This is a genomic window from Niveibacterium microcysteis (assembly GCF_017161445.1).
Classification (GTDB): Bacteria; Pseudomonadota; Gammaproteobacteria; order Burkholderiales; family Rhodocyclaceae; genus Niveibacterium; species Niveibacterium microcysteis.
The window spans coordinates 1,832,022-1,850,924 of the sequence record NZ_CP071060.1; the positions used below are offsets into that span (position 1 = coordinate 1,832,022).

14 protein-coding genes and 1 pseudogene are annotated in these 18,903 nt (G+C 62.5%); 12 read left to right on the forward strand and 3 right to left on the reverse strand.

Annotation, left to right across the window (positions count from 1 at the left end):
* Positions 1 to 144 precede the first annotated feature (144 nt).
* Positions 145 to 2,016, reverse strand: a complete 1,872-nt coding sequence (locus JY500_RS08400) for a GGDEF domain-containing protein (protein WP_206256005.1) — start codon at positions 2,014 to 2,016, stop codon at positions 145 to 147.
* Positions 2,017 to 2,118: 102 nt separating this feature from the next.
* Between JY500_RS08400 and JY500_RS08405 the strand changes: the two genes are divergently transcribed.
* The 5 genes and pseudogenes from JY500_RS08405 (at position 2,119) to JY500_RS22410 (ending at position 7,884) form a co-directional block, all read left to right on the forward strand.
* Entirely contained in the window at positions 2,119 to 4,986 is a 2,868-nt protein-coding gene (locus tag JY500_RS08405; RefSeq protein WP_206256007.1) for a lamin tail domain-containing protein, read from the forward strand.
* Positions 4,987 to 5,059: 73 nt separating this feature from the next.
* Positions 5,060 to 5,683 (forward strand): NF038129 family PEP-CTERM protein, encoded by a 624-nt coding sequence (locus tag JY500_RS08410; protein WP_206256009.1) that lies wholly within the window; start codon positions 5,060 to 5,062, stop codon positions 5,681 to 5,683.
* 319 nt (positions 5,684 to 6,002) lie between these two features.
* Positions 6,003 to 6,143 (forward strand): annotated as a pseudogene (locus tag JY500_RS22515) (hypothetical protein); the annotation flags it as partial.
* A 197-nt stretch (positions 6,144 to 6,340) separates the two neighbouring features.
* Entirely contained in the window at positions 6,341 to 6,982 is a 642-nt protein-coding gene (locus JY500_RS08415) for a glycoside hydrolase family 24 protein (RefSeq protein ID WP_206256010.1), read from the forward strand.
* A 512-nt stretch (positions 6,983 to 7,494) separates the two neighbouring features.
* Positions 7,495 to 7,884, forward strand: a complete 390-nt coding sequence (locus tag JY500_RS22410) for a GNAT family N-acetyltransferase (protein WP_206256012.1) — start codon at positions 7,495 to 7,497, stop codon at positions 7,882 to 7,884.
* 55 nt (positions 7,885 to 7,939) lie between these two features.
* Here JY500_RS22410 and JY500_RS08425 read toward each other — a convergent pair whose 3' ends face one another.
* Positions 7,940 to 8,221, reverse strand: a complete 282-nt coding sequence (locus tag JY500_RS08425) for a hypothetical protein (RefSeq protein ID WP_206256014.1) — start codon at positions 8,219 to 8,221, stop codon at positions 7,940 to 7,942.
* A gap of 756 nt (positions 8,222 to 8,977) precedes the next feature.
* On the reverse strand, positions 8,978 to 9,601 hold the full coding sequence (locus tag JY500_RS08430; protein WP_206256016.1) for a tyrosine-type recombinase/integrase: 624 nt from the start codon (positions 9,599 to 9,601) through the stop codon (positions 8,978 to 8,980).
* 259 nt (positions 9,602 to 9,860) lie between these two features.
* On the opposite strand from JY500_RS08430, the gene JY500_RS08435 reads away from it, so the two are divergent.
* From JY500_RS08435 to JY500_RS08465, 7 genes are all read left to right on the forward strand, one after another.
* Positions 9,861 to 9,953: a potassium-transporting ATPase subunit F gene (locus JY500_RS08435; protein WP_206256017.1), complete on the forward strand. Its 93-nt coding sequence runs from the start codon at positions 9,861 to 9,863 to the stop codon at positions 9,951 to 9,953.
* On the forward strand, positions 9,950 to 11,755 hold the full coding sequence (gene kdpA / locus JY500_RS08440) for a potassium-transporting ATPase subunit KdpA (protein WP_206256030.1): 1,806 nt from the start codon (positions 9,950 to 9,952) through the stop codon (positions 11,753 to 11,755). The genes JY500_RS08435 and kdpA overlap by 4 nt, the downstream gene beginning before the upstream one ends.
* Positions 11,756 to 11,770: 15 nt before the next feature.
* Complete coding sequence (gene kdpB, locus JY500_RS08445; RefSeq protein WP_218044785.1) at positions 11,771 to 13,834, forward strand: potassium-transporting ATPase subunit KdpB; 2,064 nt, start codon at positions 11,771 to 11,773, stop codon at positions 13,832 to 13,834.
* Between the two features lie 11 nt (positions 13,835 to 13,845).
* Entirely contained in the window at positions 13,846 to 14,424 is a 579-nt protein-coding gene (gene kdpC / locus JY500_RS08450; RefSeq protein ID WP_206256031.1) for a potassium-transporting ATPase subunit KdpC, read from the forward strand.
* Positions 14,425 to 14,538: 114 nt separating this feature from the next.
* On the forward strand, positions 14,539 to 15,309 hold the full coding sequence (locus JY500_RS08455; RefSeq protein WP_206256032.1) for a TorF family putative porin: 771 nt from the start codon (positions 14,539 to 14,541) through the stop codon (positions 15,307 to 15,309).
* A gap of 75 nt (positions 15,310 to 15,384) precedes the next feature.
* Entirely contained in the window at positions 15,385 to 18,084 is a 2,700-nt protein-coding gene (locus JY500_RS08460; RefSeq protein ID WP_206256033.1) for a DUF4118 domain-containing protein, read from the forward strand.
* Entirely contained in the window at positions 18,077 to 18,790 is a 714-nt protein-coding gene (locus tag JY500_RS08465) for a response regulator (RefSeq protein WP_206256034.1), read from the forward strand. Before JY500_RS08460 ends, JY500_RS08465 begins: the two co-directional genes overlap by 8 nt.
* Positions 18,791 to 18,903 lie beyond the last annotated feature (113 nt).

Below are 18,903 nucleotides of genomic sequence, written 5' to 3' on the forward strand. Positions count from 1 at the left end.
CGATCGGGAGAACGGGTCGAAGCAGGTGCGCTCTGCGCGACGCCCGCTATCATCGGCCAACGGTATTGGTGAGACAAGCTGCCCGGTCAACAATTGGAGCCACGCGTCGCCCAAGTACCAAGCCAGGGACGATAGCGGGGCTCGCTAGATCGCCGTGCAAAGCGTCGCCAGCCCGCGTCGAATATCCGCGTTTTCGCTCAGATTAATCGGCTGTTCCGGACGTCGACGCTCGACGAAGTAGGCACTCCCGTCCATCCGTTTGGCGTGCTTCTTAGCGCCACTCAGCGCACGGGCCAGCTGCGCCGGGGCTTCATAGCTGTTTTCAGAGACCTTCACCGCGCCGGCAGACAGGGACGTCAGCGGATGGAAAACACGCTCGCCTTGGCGGTTGAGCGTGGTGAAGCCGCCAGCGTCTCGGTCCTCTTCCGTAAAGAAGCCTCTCACCTGGCTGTCGAACTCGATGAGGACCCGCTGGATACGTTCCTCCCAATCAGCTGAGCAGAATAGGGACAGGAAGTCGTCGCCTCCGATGTGGCCAACGAAGTCGACCTCGCTATCGCACGCGCTCCGAAGGATTCGCGCGGTGAGTTGAATGATCTCGTCACCAGCCCGATAACCGTAGAGATCGTTGAAGGGTTTGAAGTTGTCGAGGTCCCAATGGACCGCAACAAAAGGCACCCGTTGTTCCAGTAACGCTTCAATCTGGGTGTCGATGGGTACGTTGCCCGGCAGCAGCGTCAGCGGGTTGGCGTAGCGTGCCGAGAACACCTGGAGATCTGAGATCGCTCTCAGCAGGTCCGACACCCGTCCGGTGCCATAGTAGTAACCCTCGCGGGTCACGACGAAGCCATCGAGGAGAATTCGCTCGTGTCCGCTCGACATTTCCTCGGACATCGTGCGCAGCGTCGTTGCATAGTCGAACACCATTGGTTTGGCGTCCATCAGTGCCGTACACGGTTTCTTGCCATACAGATCGAGGTAGTAGCGCTCGCTGCCGTGGCGCAATACATCCATCGCCCGGAGCAGCCCGATCGGCCGCTCCTGCTGATCCAGCACCGGGACCGATATGAGATGGGGCGATGCCGAAAAGAGCGCCACAACTTCTGCGCAGGTTGTTTGCTCACTGAGCGTTTGCCCTCTACTGGCAAGTTGCCCAGCCGTGGTCGGCTTTCCATAGAACTCGCGCATCGCCTGTTCGCGGCGCATCGCGCCGGTGCGCGGTCCGATCGTTCCACTCAAATCTGGGCGTACCGAGGTGCGCGGCGTGGGCGTGGGCTTTCCAAGCAGGTATCCCTGGCCAATGGGGACCCCCAGATCCTGGAGCACCCGCAAGTCGGATTCCTCTTCCAGTCCCTCGGCGATGACGGTGGCGCCTGCCATCGCCGCCATGCTCAGCACCGAACGCACGAACTGCTGCTTGATGGGATCGTTGTGCAGACCGTCAACGAAATGCCGATCGAGCTTCACATACTCAGGGCGCATCTCTGACCAACGGCGCAAGCTTGAGAACCCTTCGCCCAGATCGTCGAGCGCCATCACGATGCCCAGCCCGCGTAGTCCTTCGATCGCGGCATGCAGATCGTCGGGAGCAAGAATCGGGCGGGTCTCGGTCAGCTCCACCACGATGCGTTCAGGTGGCAAGGCGATCTGCTGGAGCGTGCGGCGCAGGATATCCAACCGGCCTTTGACAGCAACTAGCGTGTCGGCAGAGACGTTCACGAACAGTCGCCCAGGCAACCCCTGCTCGCTGAAGCGTTGAACGATCAGGCGCAGCAGCAGCCTTTCGAGCTCGACGAGGCGGCCGAATCGTGCGGCGACCTCAAGCAGTGCAATAGGTGCATGGAGCGGGGAATCCGATGGGCCACGGGTCAGCGCTTCGTAGCCGAAAACGGTCGAGGTTCTGAGGTCGACAAGCGGCTGGAAATGCGTCGCGAAGTCGCCGATCTGGATCACGCGATCGAGCTCGTTGCGTAGCTCCTCGCCATCGATGGCGCGGATTGGGGTTGCTGCGTTCATGGTCAATCCTGCCGGCATTCTATGTGGCCGTCGTTAAAAACCTGTTTCTACGCGCGGGGCGTTACCGCAAGGTTGCACTGCGGAAGCCGACGAGCTTCCGGCTTGATCCAGGGCAAGCGAGAAGCGGCCTGGGGTTGGACACGAGCAGCCTCGGCTTGGGTCAGTCCTGCCACAAAGTCGAAATATCCCCTCAATGCCGTTGAAACATCGACTGGCAAAGCTCTTCACCTTTTCGCCGCCACCCGGCGACAGGGTCAATCCGGCTCCGCCCAGAGCGCACTGCATGAGGCAGACATGAACATGAAACTCCATCGCGTCACGAGCGCACTCGTCGCAGCTGGGCTATGTCTCCCGGCCGTTGCGGCGCCTGTGGTGATCAGTCAGGTCTATGGCGGCGGCGGCAACTCGGGCGCCACGCTCAAGAATGATTTCGTTGAGCTTTTCAATCCGGGCAGCACGCCGGTCTCACTGACCGGATGGAGCCTTCAATACGCGTCGGCTAGCGGCGGAACATGGCAAGTCACGGCGCTCAGTGGGGCCATCGGTCCTGGCCAATACTACTTGGTCCAAGAAGCGCCTGGGGCGGGCGGCAGCGAGGCGCTGCCTGCCGCTGATGCGATCGGCACCATTGCGATGAGCGCGTCAGCGGGCAAGCTCGCGCTGGTGAGCCAAGGGGCTGCACTGACCTGCGGCAGCGCTTGTGCCGGCGCTGCAGGTGTCGTCGATTTTGTAGGTTACGGCAGTGCCAACAACGCCGAGGGTTCGGCGGCGAGTGCGCCGTCCAATACGCTGGCGATCGTTCGCAAGGGGGGCGGCTGTACTGACAGCAACAGCAATGCGGCGGACTTCTCGACTGCGACCCCCGCGCCGCGTAACGGCGCGACTACACCGCTTGCGTGTGGCGACAGTGGGGGTGGCACCGGCGGTGGTACTGGTGGCGGTATCGCTGCGCGCATTCACGATATCCAAGGAACGACCCATCGTTCGCCACTTGCTGGTCAGAGCGTTGCTAACGTTCCTGGGATCGTCACTGCAATCGTTGGCAACGGCTTCTACATGCAGGATGACGTGCCGGATACGGACCCAAGAACCTCGGAGGGGATCTTCGTTTTCACGAGCAGTGCGCCCTCTGTCGCAGTCGGCGACGCGGTCCGAGTAAGTGGTGTCGTGACGGAATATCGGCCTGGCGGCACTGGCGGTACCGCCAACCTGAGCATCACGGAGATCTCGACGCCGATTGTGGCGCGAGTCTCCAGTGGCAACACCTTGCCGGCCCCGATCGTGATTGGCGCCGGCGGGCGGACCCCACCGACCAAATCCATCTACAGCACAGGGGTCGGTGACGTTGAGACCTTAGGTGCTCTCAACCCGGGCGCGAACGGGATGGATTTCCTTGAAAGCCTGGAGGGCATGCGTGTTCAGATCAACGCAGCCGTGGTGGTGGGGCCGACAAATCAATATGGTGACATGCCGGTACTCGCCGACGCGGGCAGCTGGGCGGGCACGCGAACGACTCGCGGCGGCATCGTCATCGCCAGCGATGACTACAACCCTGAACGTCTGATCGTCAGCAAAGGCGCGGTTGTGACGCCGACTGCGAACGTTGGCGATAGTTTCAGTCGTGTGACTGGCGTGGTCGACTATAGCTTTGGGAACTTCAAAGTCCTTGCGACGGAGCTGTCTGGCTTCACGGCGGGCGGCCTGGCGCCCGAGGTGACACGCAAACAGGCTGCCAATGAACTTGCTGTAGCGTCGTTTAACGTAGAGAACCTCGCACCCTCTGATCCGCAAGCAAAGTTCGACCGCCTTGCGAACCAGATCGTTGGCAACCTGCAGTCGCCTGACGTGATTGGCCTCATGGAAATCCAGGACAACAACGGCACCACGGACAATGGCGTTGTCGACGCGAGCGTCACCTTCGCTCAGCTGATCGCAGCGATTCAACGCGCAGGCGGGCCGAGCTACCAATACCGTTCGATCGATCCGGCGAATAATCAGGATGGCGGCGCTCCGGGTGGCAACATCCGTCAGGGGTTCCTGTTCAATCCTGCGCGTGTCACCTTTGTGGATCGCGCCGGCGGCGCCACGAACGTGGGGATCAATCTGCTCGGGACGCCTGACGGCGTGGCGCTTTCCGCGAGCCCGGGCCGAATTGACCCTGCCAACAGCGCCTTCGCGTCTAGCCGGAAGCCCTTGGCCGGTGAGTTCCGATTCAACGGCAACAAGCTCTTCGTGATCGCCAATCACTGGAACTCCAAGGGGGGGGATCAACCTCTGTACGGTCGTTTCCAGCCGCCCCAGCGCAGTTCGGAAGTGCAGCGCAACCAGCAGGCCGCCGTCGTGGCGGGGTTCGTGAAGTCGATCTTGAATGCAGAACCCGCTGCTAACGTGGTGGTGTTGGGTGATCTGAATGACTTCGAGTTCGCTGACTCAGTAGGTCAACTCAAATCCGCCGGCATGGGCGATCTGGTAGAGACCCTGCCAGCCGCCGAGCGCTACACCTACGTGTTTGAGGGGAACTCACAGGTGTTGGATCACATCCTTGTAAGCCCCTCGCTGGCGGGTAGGGCGGAATACGACGTGGTGCATGTGAACAGCGAGTTCGCAGATCAAAGCAGTGACCACGACCCCGAAGTCGCCCGACTGAATCTCCCGGCCAAGACGATCAACCTCTCGAGCAACTTCACTTGGTACGCATCCGGTCTGAGCTACAACCGTGCGACTGGGCTCTACAGCGGCAACGTCACGCTCGTCGCCAAGGCCCCTGTGGCGTCGGCAATTGCGATGGCGCTCGGTGATCTGCCCGCGGGTGTCACGCTGACCAACGCGACGACGACGGTATCGGGCAAGCCCGCGATCCGGATCAACGGTCCTGTTTCGGCTGGCCAAAGCATCACGGTACCGGTGCAGTTCCGAAACTCCGGTACCGCGAAGATTGGCTACACGGTACATGTCTTCGGCGGGCTCTGACCCGGCGCGTTTGCCATTAATTCGACCTCTGGCTGCAAGCCGCCGTTGGAGGTCCGAAAGGAGTCAAAAACGCATGAACGCACTCACTCGATCTTTCGTCGTCGCTGCGATGGGCTTCTGTCTGGCGCTTCCTGCGTCGGCTGCGACATATCAAGTGTCGGTCGACACCTCGTCCCTGTCGGGCAGCAGCGGCTACCTCGACTTCGGATTCGCCGGGCTAGCCGATTCGCCCGCAGCGACCAGTTTTGTTCACGCACTGAGCGGTGGATTCGCGCTAGGCGCTCCGTTGCTCGATGGCGCTGCGCTCGTTGACCCGCATGGCTGGCGGCTCGGTAATGATGGCGCCTTCAACGCGGTGTTTCAGTCGTGGCAGTTCGGTAGCAGCCTTCAGTTCACGGTCGACTTCGGCGGTGCTTGGCAAACCGCGACGAACGGCAGCGGCAACACGTTCTCACTGAAGCTGTGGGACGGCGGGGCTTCCAGCTCGCAGCTGACCACTGACAGCGCCGGCGATGTGCTGCGCTTTCAACTCGCGCCAGGCGGGGGTGTCGGTGTTGAGACCTTTGCGCGAGATATCGCGGGGGCGCCGTCGCCAGTCACTGTATCTGCTGTTCCGGAGCCCGAGTCTTGCGCAATGCTGTTGGTTGGTTTGGTGGCCATACTCGGCACCGCTCGGAGGCGTAGGGCGATCCGCTAATGCAATCCGCAACAGGCGCCAGTCGGCGCCTTTTTAGCAACGCTGTCAGCCAGACTAAGACCTCGCCCCTGGCGCTATTGATGTTAGCTAACGACGGGGGAGTGGAATTGTCTGCTCAATAGGCCTAGCGTGGCTGTGCCGGCATCGTTGAAGGACGTCTCGCCGGGAAGGCCGTTCAGGCTGGAACCCTGTCCATGGCACCAAGTGTTCATGCGACCGCATTCAGCCTTCATTGACTGCTTGTCTAGTTATGGCGAGCGGCGGCTTATGGCCGATTTCTGCCCGCCACAGTACGTGATCATGATCGCTACCCTACAGTTCCTCCAAGGAACCGACCATGGCTGTCGTGCGGCATCTGCGCGACGTGCAGGTTATCGGGCCGGCGTCGCTCCGCGAGGCGGTTCTGAGCCGGCTGACGGCCTCGCTTCCTGCGATGCAATCAACAGAACGCACTAGCTAGCCGCCGTGCGGCGTAGGGGTTTTGCGCGTCACAGACTCAACACGGGTGTGATGTACCCCGCACGCGACGACGTTGTGTCTACGTTTTGATCATCACAACTGTGCTGACATGCTGCGATGCGCCGAGAAGTGTGGTGGCGACACCTTGAAACGGTGTGTGGCCCAAGCGCCGTCGCTAGAAACTACGGAGACTCTGACATGGCTGGTTCGCGCACGCCTGGTCCGCTTGGTATTTCAGGGGAGGCCCCTGACCTGAATGACGGGACGTTGGTTCGAGCCCCGTCTCCGTTGCCGGGCCCTGTCGGTGTGGCGCCGGCTCCGGGTGGAGCTTCAACCAAGGGGAGCGCGGTCGCTCAGACCCGTTTGAACGAAAACACCGAGTACCTGAGAAATGCCAACGTGAAGGCCTTCATCGGCGCCATCGCCGCTGCAGAGGGAGGTGACTACAACCTGAAGTTCGGTGGCGTGAAGGGCAAGAAGAACGACAAGTGGCAGTTCACCGACTACGGAACGCATCCGGGAGTCGGGTCGGACGGAAAAACGACGGCTGCCGGCATGTACCAGATTAACAAGAGCACCTGGAAGGAGATGGGGGGCAAGATGGGCCTTACGGACTTTTCCCCGGCCACCCAAGACCTGCTTGCAGTGGAAATCCTGCGAACCATCCACGTCATTGACGATATTGTTGCGGGTGACGTTAATGCTGCCTTGAAGGCGGCGTCGCGGCGTTGGGCCGCATTGCCACAAGGACCCAAACTAGGCGGGCGCTATGACCAGCCCTACATGCCCTACGACGAATTCATCTCGGCCTACAAGCGACTCGGAGGTACTGCAAAGTGACTCGAACAGTCCGACGTGATGCCATTGCCTTTGTATTGATCTTCAGCTTGGCGCTGCCGTGTGCTTACGCCGGTGGGCTGAAGAAAGGTGCCTTTTTTTCAGACGCACGAGCGCAGTTGGTCAAGCAGGGATGGCGTCCCGTCGATACTCACACGGGGGAGGCATTTGAGCCCATCGGGTTGGAGTCTGAACTACTGACGGCGCAGATTCTGGAAGTCGAGAGCTGTGCAGTCGACAGACCTCTCTGCATTTTCAACTACAAGCGCGATAAGCGTTGCCTTCGCGTGATCACAACTGGGGAAGAGTTGTCAGAGTTACGGGTACAGAGCTGGAGCTCGACCTGCCCGAATCCTTAAGCCCTCCCACTTGCCAACCCGTAGTCCCGAGGACCGGACATGCCGGCTGCCAAGCAATCGGGGTTCCCTCCACTGGCGCTCCAGTGCCGCTTATCTTCAGCGTTCATCCGCCCGGCCCGCGCGTCGGATATCCCGACGTGCATCGCAATCCGGGGAATGACTCGCGAGAACGCTATCTCCGAAGCTCGGTTGTCTGAGCTCGGCATTACCGTGGCGTCTTGGGGCGAGCAGGTCGCGTCGGGAGCGCTGCTGGGGTACGTTTTCGAGCCGGTTGAGCGTGTGGCGGGCTACTGCTTTGGAGATGTTTCGACGGGTGAAATCGTAGTACTTGCTCTGCGGCCTGAGTTCGAGGGGAGGGGCGTTGGGCGAGCGCTACTCCATCACACGATGCTGAGCCTTCAAATCCTTGGCCACGTTAGGCTGTTTCTCGGGTGTAGCAATCGCCCTGAGGTTCGGTCGTTCGGCTTCTACCGGCACCTGGGTTGGCGCCCAACCGGGCGAGTCGATAAATACGGCGACCAGGAGCTCGAATACCGCTTCGGGTAGCTGGTTTTGGATATGGCACTCTGCAAAATCTACCGGGTTGCTGGCCTAGAACCCATCAGACACTAACCCCACGCCGGCGCGCTGCAATCATTGCTCGCACTTGCTCCGCGCTGATCTCGCGGGCGATCTGCTCAACTGGCGTTTGGGGCGACGTATGGTGCAGCACCCAGGCGGTCTTTCCACGGTCAATCAACTGCAACGCCAGTGATGAGTAGACGCTAATCAGGCGACCGACTTCGCAGGCGATCGGGTTGTCGCCCTCCGGGTCGGCGAGTGCCGCTTCTACTGCTTGCAGGGACAAGTCGGCGTAACGTGGATCCGGCTTGAGTTGGTTCATCGGCTCACATTCCATCGGTCGAACTGATGGAAGCAATCTAGTTTGTGATCCTTACTAATGCCTCAGTATTCCTGTGAAATCCTGTCACAGGCCCAAGGGTGCGCGTTCGGCGCGACTATGGCCGCAGCATTGCGCTCGACGATTCGGATCCCCCTGATGCGTCTTTCGAAGATGGAATTCGGCGCTGTCTCGTTAGTGGGACGGGCATAGGGGTATGACCTGGCGCGTGCCATGCGTCCTAAGGCCTGGCCGGCAGCCACAAGGGATCACTGTCACAGAATCCCCTCATGGCCTCTCCTGATCTGTTCGCCGACAAGGTCAATAGTTGCCGGACCAGCCGGCCCCAACTTGAAACGGGGCTTAGCGTCACGCGTGGCCCGCAAGGACTTGCCGGAATGGCCCGGGTGTTGTTGGCGCCCTGAGCACGCTTGACTCCTCATGAAGTCGCGCGCGGGATGTGCGCTTCGGGGGCGCATGAGTGGAGGTTCTTGCTCGCATGAACGACTGCTCGTGGCCGGTTGCCGATAGGAGCCTCGACTGTCGTTAGCTGACGTTCGCGAGCCGACGACAGCGGAGCCTAGCGTCCGCTAAGGCGGAAATTGTGAGCCATCGTCATCCGGCAGGGGGCAGCCAACTGCCGTCTCATCATTGCTAGCGGCGGCCTCTTGCCGGGCGCGTAGGTTCGCCCATTGACCAGTTGGGCACCACTGATTGCGACGCTTCGGCAAGACCACCGAAGCGTCGCAGTTGAAGACGTCAGATCTCAGTCTGCTCGGAGAGCTCGAGCGCATCGTCGACCTCGATGCCGAGGTATCTCACCGTCGATTCCAGTTTGGAGTGCCCGAGCAGCAGTTGAACGGCGCGCAAATTCTTGGTGCGTCGGTAGATTAGCGTGGCCTTGGTTCTGCGCATTGAATGCGTTCCGTAGTCGGCGCGGTTCAATCCCAGTTCATCGACCCAGTGCCCAAGAATCCGGGCGTACTGTCGGGTCCCGAGATGCGGGGAGTCGTGGAGGCGACTAGGGAAAAGAAAGTCCTCCGGTTTAAGCGCCGCTTGCTTGATCCAGGCCTGCACGGCTTCCCGTGCAGCCTGCGTGATCTCGAACTGCACCGGCCGTTGGGTCTTTCGCTGCATCACGATGGCGCGAGACGCGACCTGATCACCGTGGCACACGTCCCGCACCTTAAGCGCTACGAGATCACATCCGCGCAGTTTGCTGTCGATGCCCAGATTGAAGAGCGCGAGTTCGCGAACACGGCCTTCCATCTGAAGACGGACGCGGAGTGCCCAGATGTCCCTGAGTTTGAACGGCGCCTTTTGTCCGACGACCTTGCCCTTGTTCCACGGTTCGCGATGCAGGTCACTACCTGTGGTTTCCATGATGGTCTCCCATCGAGTTGATGGGTCATATAGCGTGCGCTACGAGCCGGCGAGACGCTAGTGGGTCGGATCTTTACGCATTCTTAACAACACAGCCTGCGTTCTTATCCCCGTCTTTGCACGCCGATCCCTACAGTTGAATTGTCCGATTCACCCTGTACGGAGATTTCATGGACCTGCTTTTTGTCGCTGTCTTGTCGGTGTTCTTCGGCGCTTGCGTCGCGATGGCCGCGGCCTTTGATCGCATCGGGAGGCGCAAGTGAGCGCACTCCACTTCATCGCACTGGGCCTGGTGATCGCACTCGTGATCTACCTGTTGCTGGTGCTGTTCAATCCGGAGGATTTCTCATGACCTCCAATGCTTACGTTCAGGCAGGCCTCTACGTGTTCGTGCTGCTGGGCTTGGCCTGGCCACTCGGGCTCTACATGGCCCGCGTGTTCGACGGCCGCCTGCCGGTGTTCGTGCGCTGGCTCGCGCCGCTGGAACACGGGCTTTACCGGCTGGCCGGCACCGACCCGGACGAGGATATGGGCTGGCGCCGTTACACGCTGGCCGTGCTGCTCTTCAATGCGGCCGGTTTCGTCGCGGTCTATGCGTTGCAGCGTCTGCAACTGTGGTTGCCGTTGAACCCGCAGGGGCTCGCCAATGTGCCGGCGGATCTCGCCTTCAACACCGCGGTTAGCTTTGTGACCAACACCAACTGGCAGAGCTACAGCGGCGAGGTGGTGCTGTCGTACTTCACGCAGATGTTCGCGCTGACGGTGCAGAACTTCGTTTCCGCGGCGACCGGCATTGCGGTGCTGCTGGCGCTGGTGCGCGGCTTCACGCGGCGCGAGGCGGGTGGCGTCGGCAACTTCTGGGCGGACATGACGCGCTCGACGCTCTACGTGCTGCTGCCGCTGTCGCTGATCCTCGCCGTCGTGCTGGTCGGCCAGGGCGTCGTGCAGACCTTCTCGCCGTACCAGGACGTCGCGCGTGTCGAGGCGGTCGCCTATGACGAGCCAGTCGTCGACGCGGCCGGCAACCCGGTGCTGGACAAGGAGGGCAAGCCCGCCACGAAGCCGGCTTCTGCGACTACGCAGACGCTGGCGCTCGGCCCGGCCGCCTCGCAGGTCGCGATCAAGCAGTTGGGCACCAACGGCGGCGGCTTCTTCGGCGTGAACTCTGCGCATCCCTTTGAGAACCCGACGCCGCTGTCGAACTTCCTCGAAATGCTGGCGATCCTGCTCATTCCCGCGGCACTGTGTATTACCTTCGGCCGCATGGTGCGCGACGACCGCCAAGGGGTGGCGATCCTCGCCGCGATGACGATCGTGCTGGTTGCGCTGATGGCGGTCTGCATCGGCGCCGAGCAGGCGGGCAACCCGATGTTCGACAAGGCCGGGCTTGCAACCGCGTCGTCCGACCTCCAGGCCGGCGGCAACATGGAAGGCAAGGAAACGCGCTTCGGCATCGTCGATTCCGCGATCTGGGCGACCGTCACCACGGCGGCCTCCAACGGTTCGGTGAACGCGATGCACGATTCCTTCACGCCGCTGGGCGGGCTGGTGCCGATGTGGCTGATGCAACTCGGCGAAGTGATCTTCGGCGGTGTCGGCTCGGGCCTCTACGGCATGCTGGTGTTCGCGATCGTCGCGGTGTTCATCGCCGGGTTGATGATCGGTCGCACGCCGGAATATCTCGGCAAGAAGATCGAGGCCTACGAGGTCAAAATGTCTGCCGTCGCATTGCTTGCCCCGTCTGCAGCGGTGCTGGTCGGCGCGGCGATCGCGGTGCTGGTCGACCCCGGCAAGTCCGTCGTCGCCAATCCCGGCACGCATGGCTTCTCCGAAATCCTCTACGCCTTCTCGTCCGCCGCCAACAACAACGGCAGCGCCTTCGCCGGGCTGGGCACCAACAACTTCTTCTACAACCTCGCGCTTGGTCTAGCGATGTTGGTCGCGCGCTACTGGGTCATCGTGCCGGTGCTGGCGATTGCCGGTGCGCTGGCGGCGAAGAAGAGTATTCCAGTCTCCAGCGGCACGCTGCCGACACACGGCCCTATGTTCGTTGGCCTCTTGATCGCTACCGTGGTGGTGGTCGGCGCGCTGACCTTCCTGCCTTCGCTCGCGCTCGGTCCCATCGCCGAACACCTGCAGATGCTGGCGCACTGAGCGGGAGAAACTGACATGAATGAAATCCTTTCGATGTTCAACCGCCAACTGGTGCTCGATGCGGTGCTGGAATCCTTCAAGCGCCTCAGCCCCCGCCACCAGTTGCGCAATCCGGTGATGTTCGTCGTGTGGCTCGGCAGCGTGCTGACCACAGGGCTCTTCGTGCAGGCGCTGCGCGGTCAGGGCGAGGCACCGACCGGCTTCATCTTCGCGGTAACGCTGTGGCTGTGGTTCACCGTGCTGTTCGCGAACTTCGCTGAGGCGATTGCCGAAGGCCGCGGCAAGGCGCAGGCCGCAGCCTTGCGCGGGCTGCGCAAAACGGTATGGGCAAAGAAGCTGCTCGAACCCCGCTACGGCGCGCAATCGCATGTTCGCCCGTCCGAAGACCTGCGCCGCGGCGACGTGGTCTTGGTCACGGCCGGCGAGACGATTCCCGGTGACGGCGTGGTCATCGAGGGCGTCGCCTCGGTAGATGAATCGGCCATCACCGGTGAATCCGCACCGGTGATCCGCGAATCCGGCGGCGACTTTTCGGCCGTCACCGGTGGCACCCGCGTGCTGTCGGACTGGTTGGTGATTCGCATCGAGGTGAACCCCGGCGAGACCTTCCTCGACCGCATGATCGCGATGGTTGAAGGGGCGCAGCGCAAGAAGACACCGAACGAGATCGCGCTGACGATCCTGCTGGTGTTCTTTACGCTGATATTCCTGCTCGCCGTTGCGACCCTGCTGCCGTTCTCGGTGTTCTCCGTCGAAGCCACCGGTGCCGGCAAGGTGGTCACCGTGACGGCGCTGACTGCGCTACTGGTCTGCCTGATACCGACCACCATCGGCGGCCTGCTGTCTGCCATTGGCGTCGCTGGCATGGGGCGCATGATGGCGAAGAAGGTCATCGCCACCTCCGGTCGCGCGGTTGAAGCCGCGGGCGACGTTGACGTCCTGCTGCTCGACAAGACCGGCACGATCACGCTCGGAAACCGCCAGGCCAGCGCCTTCGTAACTGCGCCCGGCATCACCGACAAGCAGCTCGCCGAAGCGGCGCTGATGAGTTCGCTGGCAGATGAGACGCCCGAGGGCCGTTCCATCGTTGCGCTGGCGAAGGAGAAGCTGCACACCCGCGGCCGCGACATCACCGCCGATGGGGCAAGCTTTGTCCATTTCTCGGCTCATACCCGCATGAGCGGTATCGACTGGAACGGCCGCTCGATCCGCAAGGGCGCGGCCGAAGCGGTGCGCGCTCATGTCGAAGCGCTCGGCGCGACGATGCCGCGCGAAGTGACGAACGCGGTCGAGGATGTCTCGCGCCGTGGCTCGACGCCGCTGGTGGTGACCGAAGGAACGCGGGTGTTGGGGGTTGTGGAGCTCAAGGACATCGTCAAGGGCGGCATCAAGGAACGCTTTGCCGAACTGCGCCAGATGGGCATCAAGACGGTGATGATCACCGGCGACAACCGGCTCACCGCGGCGGCCATCGCCGCCGAGGCGGGCGTCGACGACTTTCTCGCCGAAGCCACACCGGAAGCCAAGCTCAAGCTGATCCGCGAGTACCAGAAGGAGGGTCGCCTCGTTGCCATGACGGGTGACGGCACCAACGATGCGCCGGCGCTGGCACAAGCGGATGTTGCGGTGGCGATGAACAGCGGCACGCAGGCAGCGAAAGAGGCCGGCAACATGGTCGACCTTGACTCGAACCCGACCAAGTTGATCGAGATCGTCGAAACCGGCAAACAGATGCTGATGACGCGCGGCTCGCTGACGACCTTCTCGATCGCCAACGACGTCGCGAAGTACTTCGCGATCATCCCCGCACTGTTCGTCGCGACCTATCCGCAATTGGGCGCGCTCAATGTGATGGGACTCGCGACGCCGAACTCCGCGATCCTGTCGGCGGTGATCTTCAACGCGCTGATCATCATCGCGCTGATTCCGCTCGCGCTGAAGGGCGTCACCTACCGTCCGCTCGGCGCTGCCACGCTGCTGCGCCGCAACCTGCTGGTCTACGGTCTTGGCGGCCTCGTGCTGCCCTTCATCGGCATCAAGGCCATCGACCTGATTCTGGTTGGTCTGCACCTCGCCTGAGGAGAGAGAACATGCCCAAAGAACTCCGCCCCGCGCTGGTGATGCTTGGCGCCTTCACGTTGATCACCGGTGCGATCTACCCGGCTGCAGTTACCGGCATTGCACGCGGGCTGTTCCCACAGCAGGCCGAGGGCAGTCTTGCGGTTCGCGATGGCAAACCGGTTGGCTCGCGGCTGATTGGCCAGAGCTTCACTTCACCGAAGTACTTCTGGCCGCGCCCGTCAGCAACAGGACCGATGCCGCATAACGCGGCAGCGTCCAGCGGCTCGAATCAGGGGCCGCTGAATCCAGTGCTGGCTGATGCCATTAGGGGTCGTATCGAAACACTGAAGGCGTCCGACCCGAATCAGACGGCACCGATCCCCGTGGACCTCGTCACTGCGTCGGCCAGTGGTCTAGATCCGCACATCAGCCCGGCTGCCGCGCGCTGGCAGGCCCCGCGCGTCGCACGCGAACGGGGCCTGCCGAAAGACCGCGTCGAGGCGCTGATCGCGCAGCACACCGAAGGCCGCCAGCTCGGCGTGCTCGGCGAGCCGCGGGTCAACGTGATGGCGCTGAACCTCGCGCTGGACGCCGCAGCAAGCCGCTGAGGCCGACGCCAATCCCGCGACGCACATGCCGCGCGCCGCGGTCCGATCCGAATGAACGATTCAACGCGTGCCCCTGCGCGGGGCCGCGCTCAACCCGAAAGACGAGAAACCAACATGAAGTTTGTTACTGCCACGACCCTTCCCGCCCTGATCGCCGCCGCTGTCGCCGCACCCGGCCTCGCCCGTGCCGAGGACGCCAAGGCGCCGTACACACTGACGGGCAACGTGATGCTGGCCTCGGAGTACCTCTACCGCGGTATCGCCCAGACCAACCACAAACCCGCTATTCAGGGCGGCGTCGACTTTGCGCACGAGAGCGGCATCTACCTCGGCACCTGGGCGTCGAACATCAGCTGGCTGTCCGATTCTGGTGGCATCAGCGCCCCGATCGAGACGGACTTCTACGGTGGCTACAAGGGTACGGCGGGTGACTTCGGTTACGACTTTGGCCTGCTGCAGTACTACTACCCGGGCACCTACCCGGATGGCTTCACCAGCCCGAACACGCTGGAAGGCTACGTGGCCGGCGGCTACAAGTGGATTACGCTGAAGGGTTCCTACGCTTTCACGAATCTGTTCGGCGCGAAGGCACCAAACGGCGACAAGACCAGCGGCAGCTACTACCTTGAGGCCAACGGCAGCTTCCCGGTCGCCGAGGGCTACAACCTGATCGCCCATGTCGGCTACCAGAGCGTCAAAGGTTTAGATGATGCTTCGTACACCGATTACAAGCTGGGTGGTACGGCCGATGCGCTGGGCCTGACCTTCGGCCTGTTCTACAGCGGCACCAACGCCAAGGGCGACGTGGGCGAGTTCTATCACAACGCCTACGACAAGGATCTGGGGGCCGGCCGCGTGTTGTTCAGTGTCAGCAAGACCCTCTGAGCGGACGATCCCCGCAGTGCGCCTGTGCAGGCCCACTGCGGGTGCCGATAATGACGAAGGAGGAACGCGCTCGCGATGAGTGAAGATCGCCCAAACCCCGATGAACTGTTGGCAAGCCTAGAGGCAGAAGCGGAGCGCGCTCGCCGCGGCAGGCTACGCATCTTCTTCGGTGCCAGTCCAGGCGTCGGCAAGACCTTTGCGATGCTGTCGGCCGCCCGCCATCTGCAGGCCCAGGGTGTTGATGTGATCGTGGGCGTGGTGGAAACGCACGGGCGCGACGAGACGGCGCGCCTGCTTCAGGGGCTGGAGATGCTGCCGCGCCGTAACATCGATTACCGTGGTCATGCGTTGGCGGAATTCGATCTCGACGCAGCGCTCGCACGTAGGCCCGACCTCGTGTTGGTAGACGAGCTCGCGCACACCAACGCGCCTGGTTCGCGACACCCGAAACGCTGGCAGGACGTGCAGGAACTGCTCGACGCCGGCATCGACGTGTTCTCGACTGTCAACGTGCAGCACCTCGACAGTATCAGCGACGTGGTTGGCGGCATCACCGGGATCCGAGTGTTCGAAACGGTACCGGATCACGTGTTCGACAGTGCCGACGAGATCGTGCTGGTCGACCTGACGCCCGATGAGCTGCTGACGCGGATGCGTGAGGGCAAGGTCTACCTGCCACAGCAGGCCGAGCGCGCGATTCAAAACTTCTTCCGCAAGGGCAACCTGCTCGCGCTGCGCGAGCTTGCGCTGCGCCGTACCGCCGACCGCGTCGACGAGGAAGTTCGCGACTATCGCCGAGAGCGCGCGGTATCCCGTGTGTGGAAGACCGGCGATGCGCTGTTGGTCTGCATTGGCGCAGACGGTGTCGGTGAGCGCCTGATCCGAACCACGGCGCGCATGGCGGCCGAGCTTGAGGCGAACTGGCACGCGATCTATGTCGAGACCCCGACACTCCAGCGCCTGGCGCCCAGCGAACGCGATCGTATCCTGAAGGTGCTGAACCAGGCCGAGTCGCTCGGTGCCCGGGTGGCGGTGCTGGCCGGCGAAGACGCGGCGGTAGCCGCCGCGCAGTACGCGCGCCAGGAGAACATCGGCCGCATCGTCGTCGGACGCCGCAGCCAGCATCGCGGGCTGTGGCGTGCGGGGTTCGGTGAGCGCCTTGCGGACAAGGCGCCGGAGATCGACTTGCTGCAGCTGGGGCGTGAGACGCGCCGAGATGGAACCGAGCGGAAGGCTCCGTTGGTCACGCGCCGCGTTGCTAGTCCGGAACAGGTTCGCCGCTATGCGCTGACGACCGCTGTAGTCGTCTTTGTGACTGCGCTTGCGACGCCGCTGCGCGACGTTCTGGATCTTGCGAATATCGTCATGCTGTTCCTGCTCGCTGTGCTTTTCGCCGGGGTACGACTCGGGCGAGGCCCGGCTGCGCTGGCAGCGCTGTTGTCGGTGGCCTGCTTCGACTTCTTCTTCGTGCCGCCACGTCTATCCTTCGCGGTCAGCGACGTGCAGTACCTGCTGACGTTTGGTGTGCTGCTGGCCACTGGTCTGATCAGCGGTCAGCTCGCAGCCGGGCTTCGCTTCCAGGCTAACGTCGCGGAGAGCCGCGAGGCGCGCTCTCGGGCGCTGTACGAGATGGCGCGCGAACTGACCGCAGCGCTGTCCGCCGAGCAGATCACCGAGATTGCGAAGCGCTATCTGGAGCGCGCCAGCGAGGGGGAAGTGGCACTGCTGTTGCCGGACAAGGATGAGCGCATCCGGCTCGACGCCGAGGCGCTCGCGCGCGGACTCGACGATGGCGTTGCTCAGTGGGCTTTGGATCATGGTGAAGAGGCCGGCTTGGGCACGAACACCCTGCCGGCGAACCGTGCGCTTTATGTGCCGCTGCGCGCTCCGATGCGGGTCAGAGGCGTCATGGCGGTGCGGCCTCGCGAGGCCGGCTGGAATCTTTCACCGGAACAACGGCAACTGGTGGTCACCAGCGCAGCGCTGATCGCGATTGCGATCGAACGCATCCACTACATCGACGTTGCGCAGCAGGCGTTGGTTCACATGGAGTCTGAACGGATGCGTAACTCGCTGCTGGCTGCGCTGTCGCACGACCTGCGCACGCCGCTGACGGCGCTGGTCGGCTTATCCGACACGCTGGCATTGAACCCCCCAGAGGATGCTGCCGAACGCGCCTCGATCGAGCGCGCAATTCGCGAACGGGCTCACCGCACCAGCACGCTCGTTGAGAACCTGCTCGACATGGCCAAGTTGCAGGCCGGCGGCGTACGGCTACGCAAGCAATGGCAGCCAATCACCGAGGTCATTGCATCCGCGCTCGATTCGCGTGCCGAAATGCTGCGCGGACACACGGTCCGTATCGCCGTACCCGAGGACTTCCCCTTCGTCGAGATCGACGCGGTCTTGATGGAGCGGGTCTTCACGAACCTGTTCGAGAACGCCGCAAAATACACTCCGCATGGCAGCGAAATCACCGTTTCCGCCGCGCTGTCCGACGACGTTGCAATCGGACGCACGGTTGAACTCTGCGTTGCAGACAACGGTCCTGGTATTCCCGTTGGACGCGAGGCGTGGCTGTTCGAAAAGTTTACGCGTGGCTCGGAAGAGTCAGCTGTTTCCGGCGTTGGCCTTGGATTGGCCATCGTGCGCGCGATTGTCGATGCCCATGGCGGCAAGGTGCACGCCGAGAACCGGCCACAGGGCGGCGCCTGTTTCACCGTGACGCTGCCGGCTGGAACTCCACCGGATCTAACCGAGATTCCCCATGCCTGAGATCGAATACACCCCACCAACATTGGTGTTGATCATCGAAGACGACTCACTGATCCGTCGCTTCGTGCGGGCTGCGCTGGAGACCGAGGGGCTGCAGGTGGCCGAATCTGACTCGGCGCTGCGTGGGTTAATCGACGCAGCGACGCGTCGCCCAGATCTTTTGATTCTGGACCTCGGTCTGCCCGACCGCGACGGGGTGGACGTGATCCGCGAGTTGCGCACCTGGTCGAGCACGCCCATTCTGGTGCTCTCGGCACGTACGGACGAAGCCGACAAGGTTGCCGCGCTTGATGCAGGTGCAGATGACTACCTGACCAAGCCGTTCGGCGTACCCGAATTACTCGCCAGAATTCGTGCCCTGCAGCGCCGCATCGTTCGGCCCGCGCAGCCGGAACTGGCGGAGATCCGTTTTGGTGACGTGGTCATCGACCTGGTCCTGCGCGAGGTAAAGCGCGCCGGCGAGCCGGTGCATCTGACGCCGATTGAGTATCGCTTGCTGGCATTGCTCGCTGCGAACGCTGGGCGGGTGCTGACGCAGCGGCAGTTACTGAAGGACGTCTGGGGGCCAGGGCACACCGAAGACGGCCACTACCTGCGTGTGTTCGTTGCCAACCTGCGCAAGAAGCTCGAGCCTGACCCATTGCGCCCGATCTACATCAAAACGGAGACAGGCGTGGGATATCGACTCTCCGTCGATCCGCCGTGAGCGAGTCTGAAAATGGTGCAAGAAACAGTAGGCCATGACTTCTGCAGGCTTATTCCTACCGGTCGGGCTTGACCATCGAACCGCAACTGACGCTGCACTGCCCGCTATCGCGG

Excerpts from the sequence above, each read along its gene's own strand:
- JY500_RS08430 (WP_206256016.1), bottom strand. The coding sequence starts at position 9,601 with ATGGAAACCACAGGTAGTGACCTGCATCGCGAACCGTGGAACAAGGGC.
- kdpB (WP_218044785.1), top strand. The coding sequence starts at position 11,771 with ATGAATGAAATCCTTTCGATGTTCAACCGCCAACTGGTGCTCGATGCG.
- JY500_RS08425 (WP_206256014.1), bottom strand. The coding sequence starts at position 8,221 with ATGAACCAACTCAAGCCGGATCCACGTTACGCCGACTTGTCCCTGCAA.
- JY500_RS22410 (WP_206256012.1), top strand. The coding sequence starts at position 7,495 with ATGACTCGCGAGAACGCTATCTCCGAAGCTCGGTTGTCTGAGCTCGGC.
- kdpC (WP_206256031.1), top strand. The coding sequence starts at position 13,846 with ATGCCCAAAGAACTCCGCCCCGCGCTGGTGATGCTTGGCGCCTTCACG.
- JY500_RS08410 (WP_206256009.1), top strand. The coding sequence starts at position 5,060 with ATGAACGCACTCACTCGATCTTTCGTCGTCGCTGCGATGGGCTTCTGT.
- JY500_RS08400 (WP_206256005.1), bottom strand. The coding sequence starts at position 2,016 with ATGAACGCAGCAACCCCAATCCGCGCCATCGATGGCGAGGAGCTACGC.
- JY500_RS08465 (WP_206256034.1), top strand. The coding sequence starts at position 18,077 with ATGCCTGAGATCGAATACACCCCACCAACATTGGTGTTGATCATCGAA.
- JY500_RS08455 (WP_206256032.1), top strand. The coding sequence starts at position 14,539 with ATGAAGTTTGTTACTGCCACGACCCTTCCCGCCCTGATCGCCGCCGCT.
- JY500_RS08460 (WP_206256033.1), top strand. The coding sequence starts at position 15,385 with ATGAGTGAAGATCGCCCAAACCCCGATGAACTGTTGGCAAGCCTAGAG.
- kdpA (WP_206256030.1), top strand. The coding sequence starts at position 9,950 with ATGACCTCCAATGCTTACGTTCAGGCAGGCCTCTACGTGTTCGTGCTG.
- JY500_RS08415 (WP_206256010.1), top strand. The coding sequence starts at position 6,341 with ATGGCTGGTTCGCGCACGCCTGGTCCGCTTGGTATTTCAGGGGAGGCC.